The sequence below is a fragment of the Rhodobacter capsulatus SB 1003 genome, assembly GCF_000021865.1.
GTDB lineage: Bacteria > Pseudomonadota > Alphaproteobacteria > Rhodobacterales > Rhodobacteraceae > Rhodobacter > Rhodobacter capsulatus_B.
In genome coordinates this window covers 1,484,133-1,499,882 of sequence record NC_014034.1, presented here as the reverse complement: position 1 = coordinate 1,499,882, position 15,750 = coordinate 1,484,133, and the positions used below count along the sequence as shown (strand labels likewise).

The following is a 15,750-nucleotide window of genomic DNA, read 5'->3' as shown; positions in this document are numbered from 1 at the left end:
GTCAGCTCCGATCTTGCCGCGCGCGCAGCCACAGCCCGAGGGCCGCGACCAGCATGGAGGCAAGGATGATGAGGGTTGCGATGGCATTGATCTCGGGCTTCACGCCGCGCCGGATCATGCCGAAGATGTAGATCGGCAGGGTCTGCGAGCCGGTGCCGGAGATGAAATAGGTGATCACAAGATCATCCATCGAGATGATGAAGGCCAGAAGCGCGCCGCCCAGCAGTCCGGGGGCCAGTTGCGGCAGCGTCACCTTGCGAAAGGTCGTCCAGGCATTGGCGCCCAGATCGGCCGAGGCTTCCTCAAGCGCCGGGTCAAGCCCGGCCAGCCGCGCCTGCACGGTGATGCAGACATAAGACGTCAGGAAGGTGCATTGGCCAAGCACGATGGTCAGGAGCGAGAGCCTGAGGCCGATCGTCGAGAAGAAGATCAGAAGCCCGATGCCCAGCACGATATCGGGCATCATGATCGGCAGCATCAGCCCGCCCGTGTAAAGCGGTTTGGCGCGAAACTGAAACCGCGCCAGCGCAAGGGCGAGCGAGGTGCCGAAGAGGGTCGAGATCACCGTGGTCGAACCGGCGACGATCAGCGAGTTTTTCAGCGCCGCCAGCAGTTGCGGCGTGCTTTCGATGTAGATGCCGCGGTTTTGCGCATCAAGCGCGGGCGTGCCAAGGCCCAGCAGGCCACGATACCAGTCGAGCGTAAATCCGTCCCAGATCAGCATGTTGACCGGGTTGGCGTTGAAGGAATAGCCGATGATGACAAAAAGCGGCACGTAAAGGAAGGCAAAGAAGCCCAGCGCGAACAGCGTCAGGAAAGGACGTTTCATGCCGCACCCCCCGCCTTTTTCGCCCGCGTCGCAAAGATCGTCAGCGCGCCCAGCACCACCGCCATCACCACCATGGCAAGCGCCGAGCCAAAGGGCCAGTTGCGCGAGGACAGGAATTGCTGCTCGATCAGGTTGCCGGTCATCAGCCCCTTGGCGCCGCCCAGAATGTCCGGCACGATGAAATTGCCGACGGCCGGGATGAAGACGATCACCGATCCGGCGACGACCCCGGGCAGCGTCATCGGGAAGATCACCTTCAGAAACGTCTGCCAGGGATTCGCGCCCAGATCGGCCGAAGCCTCGATCAGCGCGGCATCCAGCGTGTCGATGGCGGCGAAAAGCGGCAGGAACATGAAGGGCAGGAAGATATAGACCATGCCCAGCACCACCGCGAAGGGGGTGTAAAGCAGGTCGAGCGGGTCCGAGATCAGCCCCGTCGCCAGCAGCACGGTGTTCAGAAGCCCCGAGGGTTTCAGGATCAGAAGCCAGGCGTAAAGCCGCACGATCAGGCTGGCAAAGAAGGGCAGCGCGATCAGGAACAGAAACAGCATCCGCCAGCGTTGCGGCAGCTTCGCGACCCAGAAGGCGACCGGATAGCAGATCGCAAGGCACAGCAGGACGGTCGTCAAGGCGAGACCAAGCGAGCGGGCAAGGATCTGCAGATAGACCGGCTCGAACACCTCGTCGATGCCATCGGCCCAGCCGAAGATGCGCCCGTAGTTCCAGTGATAAAAGGCCCAGTCCACGCCGCCGTAAAGCCCGGGCGTCAGGACGGAATAGACCGCGATGGTCAGAAGCGGGATCAGGAAGAAGACCCCGAGGAAGAGCGTCACCGGGCCGAGCAGGCCCCAAAGATGCAGCCGGTCGCGGTGGGTCATGCGGGCTCCTCCATCACATGCACCAGCGCCGGATCGCAGCCAAGCCGCACCGGTTCCCCCGGCTGCGGCAGGGCCGCGGTGTCGCGCGCGATCACGCTGATCTCGGGGCCGCCCGCCAGCGCGACGCGCAGATGCCGGTCCGCCCCCATGAAATCGGCGCGCAAAAGCGTGCCCGTCAGATCGCCCGCGCCCAGCGTGATATCGGTCGGGCGCATCACCGCGGTGACAGTGCGGCCAGGTTCCAGCCCCGCCGCCTCGACCCGAAGCCTTTGCCCGCCGGGCAGCGACAGCATCGCCTGCGGCCCCGAGACACCCTCGACCCGGGCAGGCAGAAGGTTCGTCTCGCCAATGAATTCCGCGACGAAGCGGGTTTTCGGATGGCGATAGATCTCGCGCGGGGGGGCGGCCTGTTCGACCTTGCCCGCGCGCAGGACGACGATGCGATCGGACATCGTCAGTGCTTCTTCCTGATCATGGGTGACGAAGACGAAGGCGATGCCAAGCCGGTGTTGCAGATCCTTCAGCTCGAACTGCATCTGCTGGCGCAGGTTGCGATCAAGCGCCGAGAGCGGCTCGTCAAGCAGCAGAAGCCGCGGTTTCGCGACGATCGCCCGGGCCAGCGCCACCCGTTGCCGCTGCCCGCCCGAGAGTTGCGCCGGGCGGCGGCTGCCAAGCCCCGTCAGCCCGACCTTTTCCAGCGCGACGGCCACCTCGGCCTCGCGCTCAGCCCGCGGCGCGCCCTGCACTTCAAGCGCATAGCCGACGTTGCGGGCCACGCTCATATGCGGGAAAAGCGCGTAGGACTGAAACACCGTGTTCACCGGGCGGCGATGCGGCGGCAGGCCGGAGAGATCGGCGCCGTCCAGGCGGATCACCCCCTCGTCAAGATCTTCGAACCCGGCAATCGCGCGCAAAAGCGTGGTCTTGCCGCAGCCCGAGGGGCCAAGCAGGGTGACGAATTCGCCTTCGTCCACCGCAAGATCGACCCCGTCGAGCGCGGCGAAGCTTTTGCCCTCGGGGGTGGTGAACAGCCGTCGCGCCGCGCGGACGTCAAGAAGTCGGGACCGGGACATCGGATCACTGCGCCGTGCGGATCGCGTTCCAGGCGCGGTCGTAAAGCTTCAGCGCCTTGCCCAGATCGGCAAAGATCTGCAGCCGCGCCATCGTCTCGGCGGGCACGTTGATGTTCGGGTTCGACTTGATGAAATCGGGCGTCAGGTCATTTGCCGGGCGGTTCGGCGTGCCGTTGAACTGCTGCGAGACGTTCAGCGCGGCGATCTCGGGGCGCAGGTAGAACTGCAGGAATTTCTGCGCCGCGGCCTTGTGCGGCGCGTCCTTCAGCACGCAGATGTTTTCCTGATACATCGTCGCGCCTTCCTTCGGGATGATGTATTTGATCTCGGGATGATCGACGAAGAACATGTTGCCGCCGACGAAGTAATGCGCGGCCGCCACATCGCCCGAGAGCAGCAGCGGCATCGATTCATAGGTGAAGGCGGTCACCTCCGCCTTGTGCGCGGTGACGTAATCGGCGGCCTCTTTCAGCTCGGCCGGATCGGTCGAATTGACCGAATGGCCGGTCATGATCAGCCCCATGCCCAGCACCTCGCGCATGTCATCCAGAAGCGTGATCTTCTGGCCGGTCTTTTGCGGAATGGCGAAGAAATCCTCCCATCCCGTGATCGGGCCGGTCACCTTTTCGTTGTAGAAGATGCCGACCGTGCCCCAGGCATAGGGCAGGCAGTAGCTGCTTTGCGGGTCTTCCATTGATCGCAGGAAGGCCGGGTCGATATTGGCAAAGGCCGGATCGGCGTTGATGTTGGTCTGTTCCAGCAGGTCAAGCTTCACCATGATGTCCTGCATCCAGACCGAGGGGAAGACGATGTCATAGCCCGCAGCCCCCGCCTGGATCTTCGCCAGCATCTCCTCGTTCGCCGCATAGGTGTCGAGCGTGACCTTGATGCCGGTTTCCTCGGTGAATTTCGTCAGCACGGCGGGGTTGATGTAGTCGCCCCAGTTGTACAGCGCGAGGGTCTCCTCGGCCCGGGCAGCCGTGCCCGCCACAAGGCAGGACAGGGCAAGGACGATGGCCTTTTTCATGATAGTGATCTCCCTGATGGCGCGATGCGCCGAGTCTTGTTCTGATTATGGTAGAATGCTAACATTGATACGAAATGACGCAAGTATCATCATGAATGACCGTTCCGAGCCCCAATCCCCCTCGCCGCTTTTGCTGCGTTTGCAGGCAGTCGAGGGGTCACTGACCAAATCCGAGGCAGTTCTTGCGCAATGGCTGACGCGGAACGAAGCCGCGCTGGGCCTTGAGACCGGCGCGACGATCGCGGCGAAGACCGGGATGAGCGAGATCACCGTCAGCCGCTTTGTGCGGCGGCTGGGCTATCGCGGCATGGCGGCGCTGAAAGAGGATCTGCTGGAACGGGGCGCGGCGCAGTTGCCCGGCGCCGATCTGGGGCTGCGGCTTCTGGATGGCGAGATGGGCACGCTCCTTCGCCGCGATGCCGAGGCGGTGCTGGCGCTCGCCGCCCAGGTGGCACGGCCGGAATGGGCCGAGGCGGTGGCGGCGATCCATGGCGCCGACGAGGTTTTCGTCACCGGCTTTCAGACGGTGAAGGGGGCGGCGGCGGATTTCGCGCGGCGCCTCTCGATCCTGCGCGACAGGGTGCGCTTCGTCGCGGCGCATGACTCGGGTCTCGCCGAATGGCTGCCGTCCGACCCGGCCGAGAGGCGCTGCCTGATCCTGATCGACATCGTCCCCTATGCGCGCGAGGCCGAGCCGCTGGTGCGGCTGGCACGGGCGCAGGGGATGGCGGTCGTGGTGCTGACCGACGAGCTGAACACCTGGGCGGCCGTTCTGACGCCGCATGTGTTCTTTGTCAGCTCCAAGGCCCATGCCTATGTCGAAAGCTCGGGGCCGCTCGCCTCGCTTCTGAGCCTCGTCACCCATTCCGTCGCGGCCCAGGACCCCGCCCGCGCCAAGGCCCGCCTGGCCGCCTGGCCCGCGCTGCTGCGCGAACTGGCGCTGTTCTGACGGGACGCAAGCTCACTTCGGGTCTGTGCCCCCGCGCGGGGTGGACGCTTCATGCACGACTCGACTGACCTGCTGGCGGGCTGCGATCCTGCAATGAGCGACGGCGCCGCACGACGGTGATGATCCGCATGCGGCAGCGCGTATTCGAGGCGACCGTGGCCGCGGAATTTCGCACGCTGCACCGGGACCTGATCGGCTGTTTCGACGAGAAGGCCGATCACCTGATCGCTGATGCGATGCGCGGCGACGGCAACGATGAGACCCTGGAGCAACGCCAGATCGGCAGGTGAAAGACCGCCCTGCCCGTCCTGCGGTCAGGGATCGCGACCCATCGCCGGATTTCGGGCGTGAGGGTCGGAATCGCTCCCCCCGACGGATCAAACTCAGCCCGATGAAAGCGCAAACTGGCCCTGCGCGGGCCCTTGCCCCGCGCCCCCAGATACGGAAAGGGCGCCCGCAAGGCGCCCCATCTGCAGATTCCGGTGAAAACTCGTGCCGCTACGGTGAGAAGGCGAGTATCTTCTACAGCCTCAATGCGTCCAGTTCGCCCGCCGGTTCGTCGCGAAATTCTCGCCGTAGCCCATCGGACGGATGTTGACCTTGCGCTTGTGACCCTCGGTCACCGTGTAGTCCAGACCGCGCGCCTTCGCGAAAGCCTCCGCCGCCTCGCGGCTGTCGAACTTCAGACGCACCTGCGCCTGGGTGTCATCCGTCCCCGTCCAGCCCATCAGCGGGTCCAGATTGCGGGCGTCCGCCTGCAGGAAATCGAGATGCCAGAGCTTCGTTTTCGCCTGACCGGATTGCATGGCATTGCGGGCCGGTTGGTAGATGCGTGCGCGCATGGGATCCCCCTTTGTCTTGCCCCAGTCCTAGGCCGATCCGGGGAAAAATTCAAGCTCTGCATACAATGGTGTGCCGTCAGCGGCCCGATCCGGCGCGGCTTCGGGATCTGCGGGAAGGGGTGCTACCGGCCGGGCTTGGGGAGCGAGGGGTGGGGGTGGTGCCCCGGCCGGTAGCCAATCGCTGCTTGCCTGAACAATATGAGAACTTCCGCGCGCAAAAGCAAGCACAAACTATCCATAAGGTCATGTTTTCCATCAGAAAAATGCGCCTCCCCCTTAACCTTCGCTTAACATCTGCAGCAATCCCTTGAAAGAGAACGAAAAGGGACCGACATTGGGGCGGATCAAGGAGGCCCCATGCCCCACAACAACACCGACCGCCCCACCCCGCGCCCCGAGGTTCTGACCCGTCCGAAGCTTGAGGGCGGCAAGCGATTCGTGATGAAGAGCGAATTTTCCCCCGCGGGCGACCAGCCGACGGCGATTGCGGAGATCTCGAAAGCCGTGCTGGCGGGCGAGCGCGATCAGGTGCTTTTGGGCGCCACCGGCACCGGCAAGACCTATACGATGGCCAAGGTGATCGAGGCGACGCAGCGCCCGGCGATCATCCTTGCCCCCAACAAAACCCTGGCCGCGCAATTATACGGCGAATTCAAGGGCTTCTTTCCCGACAACGCGGTCGAGTATTTCGTGTCCTATTACGATTACTACCAGCCCGAGGCCTATGTCGCCCGCACCGACACCTATATCGAGAAGGAATCGATGATCAACGAACAGATCGACCGGATGCGCCACTCGGCCACCCGGGCGCTTCTGGAACGCGACGACGTGATCATCGTCGCCTCGGTCAGCTGCATCTATGGCATCGGCTCGGTCGAGACCTATTCGGCGATGACCCAGGATCTGAGCGTCGGCGGCCTGTACGAGAGCCGCAAGTTCCTCGCCGATCTGGTGGCGCAGCAATACAAGCGCCTCGATGCCGCCTTTCAGCGCGGTTCGTTCCGGGTCAAGGGCGACACCGTCGATCTCTGGCCCGCCCACCTGGAGGACCGCGCCTGGCGGTTTTCCTTCTTCGGCGAGGAGCTGGAGGCGATCATCGAATTCGACCCGCTCACCGGCGCCAGGACCGACAGTTTCCAGCAGATCCGCATCTATGCGAACAGCCACTACGTCACCCGCCGCCCCACCCTGCAGCAGGCGACGAAATCGATCCGGATCGAGCTGGCACAGCGGCTCAAGCAGCTCCATGACGAGGGCAAGCTGCTCGAGGCGCAACGGCTGGAACAGCGCACCAACTTCGATCTGGAAATGCTCGAGGCGACCGGCGTCTGCAACGGCATCGAGAATTACTCGCGCTATCTGACCGGCCGCGCCCCGGGCGAGCCGCCGCCGACGCTGTTCGAATTCATCCCCGACACCGCCATCGTCTTTGCCGATGAAAGCCACGTCACCGTGCCGCAGATCGGCGGCATGTATCGCGGCGACTACCGGCGCAAGTTCACGCTGGCCGAACATGGCTTCCGGCTGCCCTCCTGCATGGACAACCGGCCGCTGAAATTCGAGGAATGGGATGCGATGCGGCCGCAATCGGTCTTCGTCTCGGCCACGCCTGCGCCCTGGGAGCTGGAACAGACCGGCGGCGTCTTCACCGAACAGGTGATCCGGCCGACGGGGCTTTTGGACCCGGAGGTGGAAATCCGCCCGGTCGAGACGCAAGTGGATGATCTGCTGGACGAAATCCGCAAGGTCGCGGCGCGGGGGCTGCGCGTTCTGGTGACGACGCTGACCAAGCGCATGGCCGAGGATCTGACCGAATATCTGCACGAACAGGGCATCCGGGTGCGCTACATGCATTCCGACATCGACACGATCGAGCGGATCGAGATCCTGCGCGATCTGCGTCTGGGCGCCTTTGACGTGCTGATCGGCATCAACCTTCTGCGCGAGGGGCTCGATATTCCCGAATGCGGGCTGGTGGCGATTCTCGATGCCGACAAGGAGGGGTTCCTGCGCTCGGAAACCTCGCTGATCCAGACCATCGGGCGGGCGGCGCGGAACGCCGACGGGCGGGTGATCATGTATGCCGACCGCATCACCGGGTCCATGCAACGGGCGCTGAACGAAACCAACCGGCGGCGCGAAAAGCAGATCGCCTACAACCTGGAACACGGGATCACGCCGCAGACCGTGCGCAAGAATGTCGAGGACGTGCTGGCCGGGCTTTGGGCGGGCGACACCGACATGGCGCGCGTCACCGCCAAGGTGGAGGGGCCGGCGGTCGGTTCGAACCTTGCGGCGCATCTGGAGGCCCTGCGCACGAAGATGCGCAAGGCGGCCGAGAACCTCGAATTCGAAGAGGCGGCCCGGCTGCGCGACGAGGTGAAGCGGCTCGAAGCGGTGGAGCTGGCGGTGGCCGACGATCCGCTGGCGCGGCAATCGGCGGTCGAAGAGGCGGTCGAGGCCGCGACCCAGGCCAAGGGCCGCTCCACCGCCGGGCGGCCGGGGCAGCGCGGCGGGGTGAAGGGGCCGAAGAAGCGCTAGCCCCCTGCCCTAGCGGCCGACGCTGACATAGCCCTCGAAGCCCGCCTTTTTCGCATCCCTGGCGGAATAGATGTTGCGCAGATCGGCCATGCGCGGCGTCGTCATCTTTTTCGCCAGTTTCTTCAGATCGAGGGCACGGAATTCGTTCCACTCGGTCAGAAGCACGACACAATCGGCCTTTTGCACCGCCTTGTAGGCATCGTCCATCCAATGCACGCCGGGCAGCATCTGCTGCGCCTCGCGCAGGCCCTGCGGATCGACGGCGCGCACCTTGGCCCCCGCCCCGATCAGCGCGGGCACGATCGTCAAGGACGGCGCGTCGCGCATGTCATCTGTGTTGGGCTTGAAGGTAACCCCCAGAACGGTAATGGTTTTTCCATTCACCGAGCCGTCGCACAGATCGACGATCTTGTCGATCATCCGCCGTTTCACCTCGTCATTGACCTTGATCACCGTCTCGGTGATCTGCATCGGCACGGCATGATCCTGCCCCATCCGCGCCAAGGCCTGGGTGTCCTTGGGGAAGCACGAGCCGCCATAGCCCGGCCCCGCATGCAGGAACTTGTTGCCGATCCGGCCATCGAGCCCCATGCCGCGCGCCACTTCCTTGACATCGGCGCCGACCTTTTCGCACAGCCGCGCGATCTCGTTGATGAAGGTGATCTTCGTCGCCAGAAAGGCATTCGCCGCATATTTGATCATCTCGGCGGTTTCCAGATCGGTGTAGAGGATCGGGAATTCGCGCAGGAAAAGCGGCCGGTAGATCTCGCCCATCACCTCTTTCGCCCGGTCCGAGGAGACGCCGACCACCACCCGGTCGGGGCGCATGAAATCATCGATCGCCGCGCCCTCGCGCAGGAATTCCGGGTTCGAGGCGACGTCGAATTCCGCCTCCGGCCGGGCCTTCTTGATCACCTGGCGGACCTGACGGTTGGTGCCGACGGGCACGGTCGATTTCGTCACCACGACCGCATAGCCGGTCAGCGCGGCGGCGATTTCCTCGGCCGCGGCCATCACGTAGCTCAGATCGGCATGGCCGTCGCCGCGCCGCGTCGGCGTGCCGACCGCGATGAAGACCGCCTCCGCGCCATCGACCGCCGCCGCCAGATCGCCGGTGAAGGACAGCCGCCCCGCCGCCACGTTCTTTGCCATCAGCACATCAAGGCCGGGTTCGTAAATCGGCACCTCGCCGCGCATCAGGCGCTCGATCTTGCCGCAATCCTTGTCCACGCAAACGACATCATGCCCGAAATCCGAAAAGCAGACCCCGGAGACCAAACCGACATAGCCCGTGCCGATCATCGCAATCTTCATCTCAAATCCTCTCGCCGTGATGGCGCAAAATTCGATCCCCCGGGACGCGAAGTCAATCCACCCTTCGCCACGCTGCGGCGAAAGTTTGCAACCGTTCGAAAAACGGTGATTTTTCACGCCGCTTGCGGGGCCGCCCGGGCCCGATGCCGCTTTGCAGCATCCGCCCCGCCGCAAGGGGGTGCGAAAGTGCAACACTTTGTCCGACCCATGTGGAAGAGGTCCAGAATTCCCCTTTGCATTTAGCGGCTCATATGCTTTTCTCGCCATGATGCTGCCGGGCTTGGCGGCTCTCTACAGCAATGACGGAGATTGACATGAAAAAGATCGCTACCATCGCCCTGGCCCTCGGCCTCTCGGCTTCGACCGCTTTCGCTGGCGGCTACACCGCCCCGGTCGTCGAATCGACCCCGGTCGTCGCCGGCACCTCGTCGTCGAACGCCGGCATCCTGATCCCGGCTCTGCTGCTCGTCGGCGTTGCCGTGGCTGCCTCGTCGAACTGATTTCGACGATCAGGCTTGCCTGATACGGCCGGAAAGCTTGCGCTTTCCGGCCTTTTGCTTTGCGCCGACCGCCGCGCCGGACAAAGACCGATCCCCAAAGACCATCAGACGACAAAGGGGCGCCCCGCGGGGCGCCCCTTGTCCTGTCGGTCGCGCGGTGTCGCGCGGGATCAGTTGCGCAGCGATTGCAGGGTCAGATAGCCCAGCCGCGGCCCGATCCATTGCCGCGAGGACAGAACCGTGCCCGCCCCCGAGACGATATAGCTGTTGTCGAACGTGAAGCCGTAGCCCTCGCAATGCACGGCCACCGGCGTGCCCTCGAACCGCATCCCGGCGAAATCATAGCCGGTGGGCGCGGCGGTGCCGGTCCGGCAGTCCAACGGCAGCGGCCGCTCCTTGCCCAGCCCGTCCAGATAGCGCAGCTCGATCTTCAACGCGGTCGTGCGCCGCCCCTGCACCGCGCCGATCAGCGGCCCGATATCGGACGACATCAGATCGTTGCCAAAGCCGCGGGTGCCCGCCAGAATGCCGCCGCGGGTGATCACCCCCTGCCCCGAGGGCGAGAGCCAGGTCCGCATGCCGTTGTTCTCGCCGCGCAGCCCGAACACCGAGGTGGATTTCGTCGCCTCGAGCGAGACCAGCATCAGCGGCCCCGCATTCGCCGCCAGCGCCTCGCGCGCGATCTGCTGCGGATCGGGGGCCGCGCCCCTCGGCCCGCGGTGAACCAGCCCGCGCAGCAGCGCCTTGACCTCGGCCGTCGCCTCGCGCCCGGTTTCCAGACGGGTCTGATCCGTGCCGCAAGCCGCCAGCCCGGCAACAAGCGCCAGCGCGGCCATTCCGGCCCGACGCATCTTCGTCATCGCCAGAATCTCCCCCATTCGTTGTAAAGCGAGCCGGTCTGCGCGCCGTGGACGGTGTCGAACAACCGTCCGTCGATATCCAGCCGCGCGCCGCCGTCCCGTTGCAACGGACGGATCGTCGTCTTCAGCGTGTTGACCGAGGGCTTGCCGGTACTCCAGGCGACCGGAATCGTCAGCCGGATGCCCTTGTCGAACGAGCCCTCGCCATAATCCTCCGAGGACATGTCGGTGATCGTCGCAAAGGCGCCGACCTTCCAGCCGTTTTCGAACTGCCGGTCAAGCTCGATCGTGCCGCCCCAGTCCTGCGCCAGATAGCGGCCGACATGCAATTCGCCGACATAGCCGCGGCCGAAATCGTAATAGGCCGAGACATGGCCGGTGGCGGTGTCATAGTCCTGAAAGCCGAAATGCTGGTCGAAATCGCGCTGCTTCACCCAGTTCGCCTCGAGCCCCAGCGCCAGACGGCTGTCGACGGGCTTCCACAGCATTTCGCCCGAAACCCCGCCATACATCCGTTCCAGATAGCCCACCGTCAGCCGCGAAAAGACATTGGGCAGCGGCTGGCCGTAATGGCTGACGGTCAGATATTGCAGCGCCAGATCGCCCTCGCGCTGATATTCGACCAGATCCGAGCGCACATGCTGCACCACCGAGTCCGAAACCCGGGTGGAGTTATCAAGGTTGCCCGCCACCTTCTGCCGGACCAGGCCCGACATCACGAGGCCCGGCGCCAGTTCGAATTTCGCCGAAAGCTGGGCGCCGAAATCGGCGCGCAGCGGGTTGTCGGGGTCGAAGATCGAGGCCTCGGCATAGGGCGTCAGGCCCCAGCGGAAGCGCGGATAAAGATCGGCGGTGCGCACCTGCGCCGGATCATGCGCATCCGCCGCGGTGATCGTGGTCGAAGGCAGGATATCGAGCGCGCGGGTGTTTTCCAGCCGCTCCAGATCGCGGCGATGGAAGGTGACCGAGGAAATCGCCAGACCGCGTTCGACCGAGGTGATGGTGATCGTCTCGACCGAGGGCGGCAGGGCGCGGGTGGCGGTCCGGGCGGCATGGCCGATCGCCTGCGGCTGCGCGCCATAGGTCATGTTGCGGATGCGCAGCTCGGCCCGGGTCGCGGTCAGCGACATCGATTCCAGCACCTGCCCGTCCTTTTCAAGGGACTGCGCCAGCGCGCCCTGAATGGCGGGCTGCGCGGTCGGATCCTTGCTCCATTCCCCCGACCAGCCCAGCCGGTCGGCGGAGACGGGCGGGCGCGGCTGCACCGGCAGCGGCGCCTTTTCGATGCCGGAGGCAAAGGGCGGCTCCTGCGGGTTGATCGCGCGGGTGATCTGGAAGCCGAACTTGTCGCCATGCATGTAGAAGAACTGCATGTGGGTGAAGGCGCCCAGCTGGTAATCGGCGCCGATATTGACCGAGCTGCGCCGTTCCCAGTCGCCATTGGGCGGGCTGTCGGCGGTTTCCTTTTCATAGGCGTCCGAGGAATATTCCGCCTTCAGCGTCAGCCGGTCGGTCATCGCATAAGACAGGCCGAAGAAGGGCGCGACATCGCCGCGGAACCAGCTCTTGCCGTTGAATTCGCCGCCCAGCGAGCCGTAGTCATAGTCCGGCCGCGTCCCGATCGAGCCGATCGAGCCATGCGAGCCGAGCCGCCCCCAGCCCAGACCGCCCGAGACCCGCAGCCGGTCGCCAAAGCTTTTCGTGGCGACGATATATTCCGAGGAATAGACGCCGGTGCCGACGAAATCGTTCATCCCCACCGCGACGGCGGGCCGCCACCGCCCCTCCTCCAGCATCTGCCAGCGGATGTCGAAGGAGCGGTCGTAAAGCGCGGTATAGGCGCCGGTTTCCTTGTCGTTGTCGTCCTTGACCGGCATCAGCCCGGGCACGCGCGAATAGCGGAAGGCGCCGACCAGCGAGGGGGCGATCTGAAAGGTCAGCGTCGCGCGCGAGGTGCCGTCATCCAGCACGGTCAGGCCGATGCCCAATTCGCCATCGGGGAACATCTCGGCCGAGGGCATGTCGAGCACGCCGGGCATGCCGAAGGTGTTGCGCGTCTTGCCGACCAGCGGATCGGCCAGCGCAGGCGCCGCGCCAAGGGCCGCGGCAAGGACGACAAGGCTTGTGGCCGACAGCCAGCGGCCAAGGCCGGATTTTCCCTGTTGCGTCACGGGCGCAATCGCAGTCTGCACGAGGATCTCCCAAATCTTTTCCCCGTTATACCCGTTTTCCGTTTCGAGACGAGAGCGAAACGCAGCGATTGTGGCAGGAATGTGGGGGAATGGCAGGAAAGCCGCAACCTGTGGGGGATGCCGCCAAGGGTGGGGGCCCGGCGGTGCAAGACCGCCGGGCCTCGGGCTTACATGCAGGCGTCGAAAAGCGCGCGGGTGTTTTCGCGCGTCATCGGGGTCGGGTTGCCGCCGCAAGAGGGATCTTCCAGCGCCATCTCGGTCAGCATGTCCAGATCTTCCGGCTTCACGCCCATTTTCGTCAGCGTTTCCGGGATCTTGAGGCTGGCGTTCAGGGCCACGACCGCGGCGCGGAAGCCGTCAAACCCGCCCGGGATGCCGATATAGGCGGCGGCTTTCTCGATCCGCTCTTCGATGGCGGCGCGGTTGTAATCAAGCACCATCGGCATCACGCAGGCATTCGTCGTGCCGTGATGGGTGCCGTAAACCGCGCCCACCGGGTGGCTCAGCGAATGGATCGCGCCAAGACCTTTCTGGAAGGCCACGGCGCCCATCGCGGCGGCCGACATCATATGGGCACGGGCCTCGATATCCTGCGGGTCCTTGTAGACCTTGGGCAGGTTTTCAAAGACCAGCCGCATCCCTTCGAGCGCGATGCCCTGCGACATCGGGTGATAGAAGGGGCTGCAATAGGCCTCGAGGCAATGGGCCAGCGCATCCATGCCGGTCCCCGCGGTGATGAAGGCGGGCATACCCACCGTCAGCTCCGGGTCGCAGATGGTGACCGCGGGCATCAGTTTCGGGTGGAAGATGATCTTCTTCTTGTGGGTGACGGAATTCGTCAACACGCCCGCCCGGCCGACTTCGGACCCCGTCCCCGCGGTCGTCGGCACGGCGACGATCGGCGCGATTTTCGTCGCATCCGCCCGGGTGTACCAGTCGTCCACATCCTCCAGATCCCAGACCGACAGATCCGGCCGCTGATCGGCCATCAGCGCGATCATCTTGCCCAGATCCAGCGCCGAGCCGCCGCCGAAACAGATCACCCCGTCATGGCCGCCCGCCTTGTAGACGGCGATGCCCGCGGCCATGTTGCCCTCGTTCGGGTTCGGATCGACGTCCGAGAACACCGCCCGGCCCAGTCCGCCCTTGTCCATGACATCAAGCGCTTGGCGCGTGATCGGCAGGCTGGCCAGTGCCTTGTCGGTCACCAGAAGCGGCTTGGTGATGCCCACCGCCTTGCAGTGATCGGCCAGTTCGGCGATCCGGCCGCAGCCGAATTTGATCGGCGTCGGGTAGTTCCAGTTTCTGTTCGGAACGCTCATTTCGTCACCTTCTTCAGATGGTAGGATTTCGGCCGCGTGACCGAATGATAGCCAAGGGCCGACAGCGCCGCGCCGCGGCCGGTGTCCTTGCAGCCGGTCCAGCACAGGGCCGGGTCCAGATAGTCGCAGCGGTTCATGAAGACGGTGCCGGTCTCGATCCGCGCGCCGATGGCAGCCGCGCGCTCGACATCCTGCGTCCAAAGCGAGCAGGTCAGGCCGTAAGGGCTGTCATTCATCGCCGCGATGGCTTCCTCGTCGCCCGACACCGGCATGATGCCGACGACCGGGCCGAAGCTTTCCTCGCGCATCACCCGCATTTCGTGGTTCACATTCACCAGGATCTGCGGGGCGAGGTAAGCGCCGCCGTCATCTTCGGGGAAGAGCGCCGGGTCGATCAGCGCCACAGCCCCTTCGGCGATGGCTTCGGCCACCTGCTCGCGCACGACATGGGCGAAACGCTTGTTCGCCATCGGGCCAAGCGTCGTCGCCTGATCGAAAGGATTGCCCAGTTTCAAGGCCTTAACCCAGGCCACCGCCTTTTCGACGAAAGCGTCATAGAGGCTTTCATGGACATAGATCCGCTCAATGCCGCAGCAGCACTGACCGGCGTTGAACATCGCCCCGTCCATCAGGCTGTCGACGGCGGCGTCCAGATCGGCGTCCTCCATCACATAGCCCGGATCCTTGCCGCCCAGTTCCAGCCCCAGCCCGGTAAAGGTGCCCGCCGCGGCGCGTTCGATCGCCGCCCCGCCGCCGACCGAGCCGGTGAAGTTGACGAAATTGAAGGCGCGGTTTTGCAGCAGCTCCTCGGTCACGTCATGGGTCAGATAGACATTCTGGAACACGTCCTCGGGCACGCCCGCCTCGACAAAGGCCTCGACCAGACGCTCGCCCACCAGCATGGTTTGGGTGGCGTGTTTCAAAACGACGGTGTTGCCCGCGATCAGCGCCGGAACCAGCGTGTTGATCGTGGTGAGGTAGGGATAGTTCCACGGCGCGATGATGAAGACGACGCCCACGGGTTCGCGCGCAAGGGTACGGCGGAATTTCTCGCTGTCCTCGACCACGGTGGCCGCAAGGGTCTTTTCGGCGATCTCGGCCATGTAATTGGTGCGGTCATTGACGCCGCCGAATTCGCCGCCAAAACGCGTCGGGCGGCCCATCTGCCAGGCCAGTTCCTCGACCACGCGGTCTTTCATCTCGTTCAGCTTCGCCACCCCGGCCTTGACCAGCGCGATGCGGTCTTCAAGCGGCCGCGCCGCCCAATCGGGCTGCGCCGCCCGGGCACGCGCGGCAACCGCCTCGGCCTCGGCCAGCGTCAGCGCCGGGCGCTCCGCATAGACCCGCCCATCCACCGGCGAGATACATTGGATCATCTTCGTCATGTCGACCTTCCTTTGGGGCGCCTTCGCCCCCGTGAACC

At 64.8% G+C, this 15,750-nt stretch carries 14 protein-coding genes; 4 read left to right on the top strand and 10 right to left on the bottom strand.

Features of this window, described 5'->3' with window-relative positions; genetic code table 11:
* Position 1 precedes the first annotated feature (1 nt).
* The 4 genes from RCAP_RS06875 to RCAP_RS06860 are packed head-to-tail and all read right to left on the bottom strand — an operon-like array spanning position 2 to position 3,807.
* Entirely contained in the window at positions 2 to 829 is an 828-nt protein-coding gene (locus RCAP_RS06875; RefSeq protein WP_013067116.1) for an ABC transporter permease, read from the bottom strand.
* Entirely contained in the window at positions 826 to 1,707 is an 882-nt protein-coding gene (locus RCAP_RS06870) for an ABC transporter permease (protein ID WP_013067115.1), read from the bottom strand. The genes RCAP_RS06875 and RCAP_RS06870 overlap by 4 nt, the downstream gene beginning before the upstream one ends.
* The gene (locus tag RCAP_RS06865) at positions 1,704 to 2,780 is read right to left on the bottom strand and encodes an ABC transporter ATP-binding protein (protein WP_013067114.1); all 1,077 of its coding nucleotides are present in this window, start codon (positions 2,778 to 2,780) and stop codon (positions 1,704 to 1,706) included. The genes RCAP_RS06870 and RCAP_RS06865 overlap by 4 nt, the downstream gene beginning before the upstream one ends.
* Before the next feature lie 4 nt (positions 2,781 to 2,784).
* The gene (locus RCAP_RS06860; protein WP_013067113.1) at positions 2,785 to 3,807 is read right to left on the bottom strand and encodes a polyamine ABC transporter substrate-binding protein; all 1,023 of its coding nucleotides are present in this window, start codon (positions 3,805 to 3,807) and stop codon (positions 2,785 to 2,787) included.
* 91 nt (positions 3,808 to 3,898) lie between these two features.
* On the opposite strand from RCAP_RS06860, the gene RCAP_RS06855 reads away from it, so the two are divergent.
* Together RCAP_RS06855 and RCAP_RS06850 are read left to right on the top strand one after the other, a co-directional pair.
* A complete protein-coding gene (locus RCAP_RS06855; protein WP_013067112.1) occupies positions 3,899 to 4,756 on the top strand; it encodes a MurR/RpiR family transcriptional regulator in 858 nt (285 codons plus the stop codon).
* 119 nt (positions 4,757 to 4,875) lie between these two features.
* Positions 4,876 to 5,046: a hypothetical protein gene (locus RCAP_RS06850; protein ID WP_013067111.1), complete on the top strand. Its 171-nt coding sequence runs from the start codon at positions 4,876 to 4,878 to the stop codon at positions 5,044 to 5,046.
* 240 nt (positions 5,047 to 5,286) lie between these two features.
* Here the strand turns inward: RCAP_RS06850 and RCAP_RS06845 are convergent, their stop codons facing one another.
* A complete protein-coding gene (locus tag RCAP_RS06845) occupies positions 5,287 to 5,598 on the bottom strand; it encodes an ETC complex I subunit (protein ID WP_013067110.1) in 312 nt (103 codons plus the stop codon).
* Between the two features lie 357 nt (positions 5,599 to 5,955).
* On the opposite strand from RCAP_RS06845, the gene uvrB reads away from it, so the two are divergent.
* Positions 5,956 to 8,139, top strand: coding sequence for an excinuclease ABC subunit UvrB (gene uvrB, locus RCAP_RS06840; RefSeq protein ID WP_013067109.1), 2,184 nt, complete (start codon positions 5,956 to 5,958; stop codon positions 8,137 to 8,139).
* Between the two features lie 9 nt (positions 8,140 to 8,148).
* Here the strand turns inward: uvrB and RCAP_RS06835 are convergent, their stop codons facing one another.
* Positions 8,149 to 9,453: a UDP-glucose dehydrogenase family protein gene (locus tag RCAP_RS06835; RefSeq protein ID WP_013067108.1), complete on the bottom strand. Its 1,305-nt coding sequence runs from the start codon at positions 9,451 to 9,453 to the stop codon at positions 8,149 to 8,151.
* Between the two features lie 314 nt (positions 9,454 to 9,767).
* On the opposite strand from RCAP_RS06835, the gene RCAP_RS06830 reads away from it, so the two are divergent.
* Positions 9,768 to 9,953, top strand: coding sequence for a hypothetical protein (locus RCAP_RS06830; protein WP_013067107.1), 186 nt, complete (start codon positions 9,768 to 9,770; stop codon positions 9,951 to 9,953).
* A gap of 170 nt (positions 9,954 to 10,123) precedes the next feature.
* Here the strand turns inward: RCAP_RS06830 and RCAP_RS06825 are convergent, their stop codons facing one another.
* The 4 genes from RCAP_RS06825 to RCAP_RS06810 all read right to left on the bottom strand — a co-directional run bounded on the left by RCAP_RS06825 (position 10,124) and on the right by RCAP_RS06810 (position 15,712).
* Positions 10,124 to 10,813 carry a YjbF family lipoprotein gene (locus RCAP_RS06825; protein WP_013067106.1) on the bottom strand — a complete coding sequence of 230 codons (690 nt, stop codon included), beginning with the start codon at positions 10,811 to 10,813 and terminating at the stop codon, positions 10,124 to 10,126.
* Complete coding sequence (locus tag RCAP_RS06820) at positions 10,810 to 13,005, bottom strand: YjbH domain-containing protein (RefSeq protein ID WP_013067105.1); 2,196 nt, start codon at positions 13,003 to 13,005, stop codon at positions 10,810 to 10,812. The genes RCAP_RS06825 and RCAP_RS06820 overlap by 4 nt, the downstream gene beginning before the upstream one ends.
* A gap of 167 nt (positions 13,006 to 13,172) precedes the next feature.
* Positions 13,173 to 14,327 carry an iron-containing alcohol dehydrogenase gene (locus RCAP_RS06815; RefSeq protein WP_013067104.1) on the bottom strand — a complete coding sequence of 385 codons (1,155 nt, stop codon included), beginning with the start codon at positions 14,325 to 14,327 and terminating at the stop codon, positions 13,173 to 13,175.
* Positions 14,324 to 15,712: an aldehyde dehydrogenase family protein gene (locus RCAP_RS06810; protein ID WP_013067103.1), complete on the bottom strand. Its 1,389-nt coding sequence runs from the start codon at positions 15,710 to 15,712 to the stop codon at positions 14,324 to 14,326. The genes RCAP_RS06815 and RCAP_RS06810 overlap by 4 nt, the downstream gene beginning before the upstream one ends.
* Positions 15,713 to 15,750: the final 38 nt, after the last annotated feature.

What these genes read in the sequence shown, in the direction of transcription:
- RCAP_RS06875 (WP_013067116.1), bottom strand. Translation starts at nt 829, where the DNA reads ATGAAACGTCCTTTCCTGACGCTGTTCGCGCTGGGCTTCTTTGCCTTC.
- RCAP_RS06870 (WP_013067115.1), bottom strand. Translation starts at nt 1,707, where the DNA reads ATGACCCACCGCGACCGGCTGCATCTTTGGGGCCTGCTCGGCCCGGTG.
- RCAP_RS06865 (WP_013067114.1), bottom strand. Translation starts at nt 2,780, where the DNA reads ATGTCCCGGTCCCGACTTCTTGACGTCCGCGCGGCGCGACGGCTGTTC.
- RCAP_RS06860 (WP_013067113.1), bottom strand. Translation starts at nt 3,807, where the DNA reads ATGAAAAAGGCCATCGTCCTTGCCCTGTCCTGCCTTGTGGCGGGCACG.
- RCAP_RS06855 (WP_013067112.1), top strand. Translation starts at nt 3,899, where the DNA reads ATGAATGACCGTTCCGAGCCCCAATCCCCCTCGCCGCTTTTGCTGCGT.
- RCAP_RS06850 (WP_013067111.1), top strand. Translation starts at nt 4,876, where the DNA reads ATGATCCGCATGCGGCAGCGCGTATTCGAGGCGACCGTGGCCGCGGAA.
- RCAP_RS06845 (WP_013067110.1), bottom strand. Translation starts at nt 5,598, where the DNA reads ATGCGCGCACGCATCTACCAACCGGCCCGCAATGCCATGCAATCCGGT.
- uvrB (WP_013067109.1), top strand. Translation starts at nt 5,956, where the DNA reads ATGCCCCACAACAACACCGACCGCCCCACCCCGCGCCCCGAGGTTCTG.
- RCAP_RS06835 (WP_013067108.1), bottom strand. Translation starts at nt 9,453, where the DNA reads ATGAAGATTGCGATGATCGGCACGGGCTATGTCGGTTTGGTCTCCGGG.
- RCAP_RS06830 (WP_013067107.1), top strand. Translation starts at nt 9,768, where the DNA reads ATGAAAAAGATCGCTACCATCGCCCTGGCCCTCGGCCTCTCGGCTTCG.
- RCAP_RS06825 (WP_013067106.1), bottom strand. Translation starts at nt 10,813, where the DNA reads ATGACGAAGATGCGTCGGGCCGGAATGGCCGCGCTGGCGCTTGTTGCC.
- RCAP_RS06815 (WP_013067104.1), bottom strand. Translation starts at nt 14,327, where the DNA reads ATGAGCGTTCCGAACAGAAACTGGAACTACCCGACGCCGATCAAATTC.
- RCAP_RS06810 (WP_013067103.1), bottom strand. Translation starts at nt 15,712, where the DNA reads ATGACGAAGATGATCCAATGTATCTCGCCGGTGGATGGGCGGGTCTAT.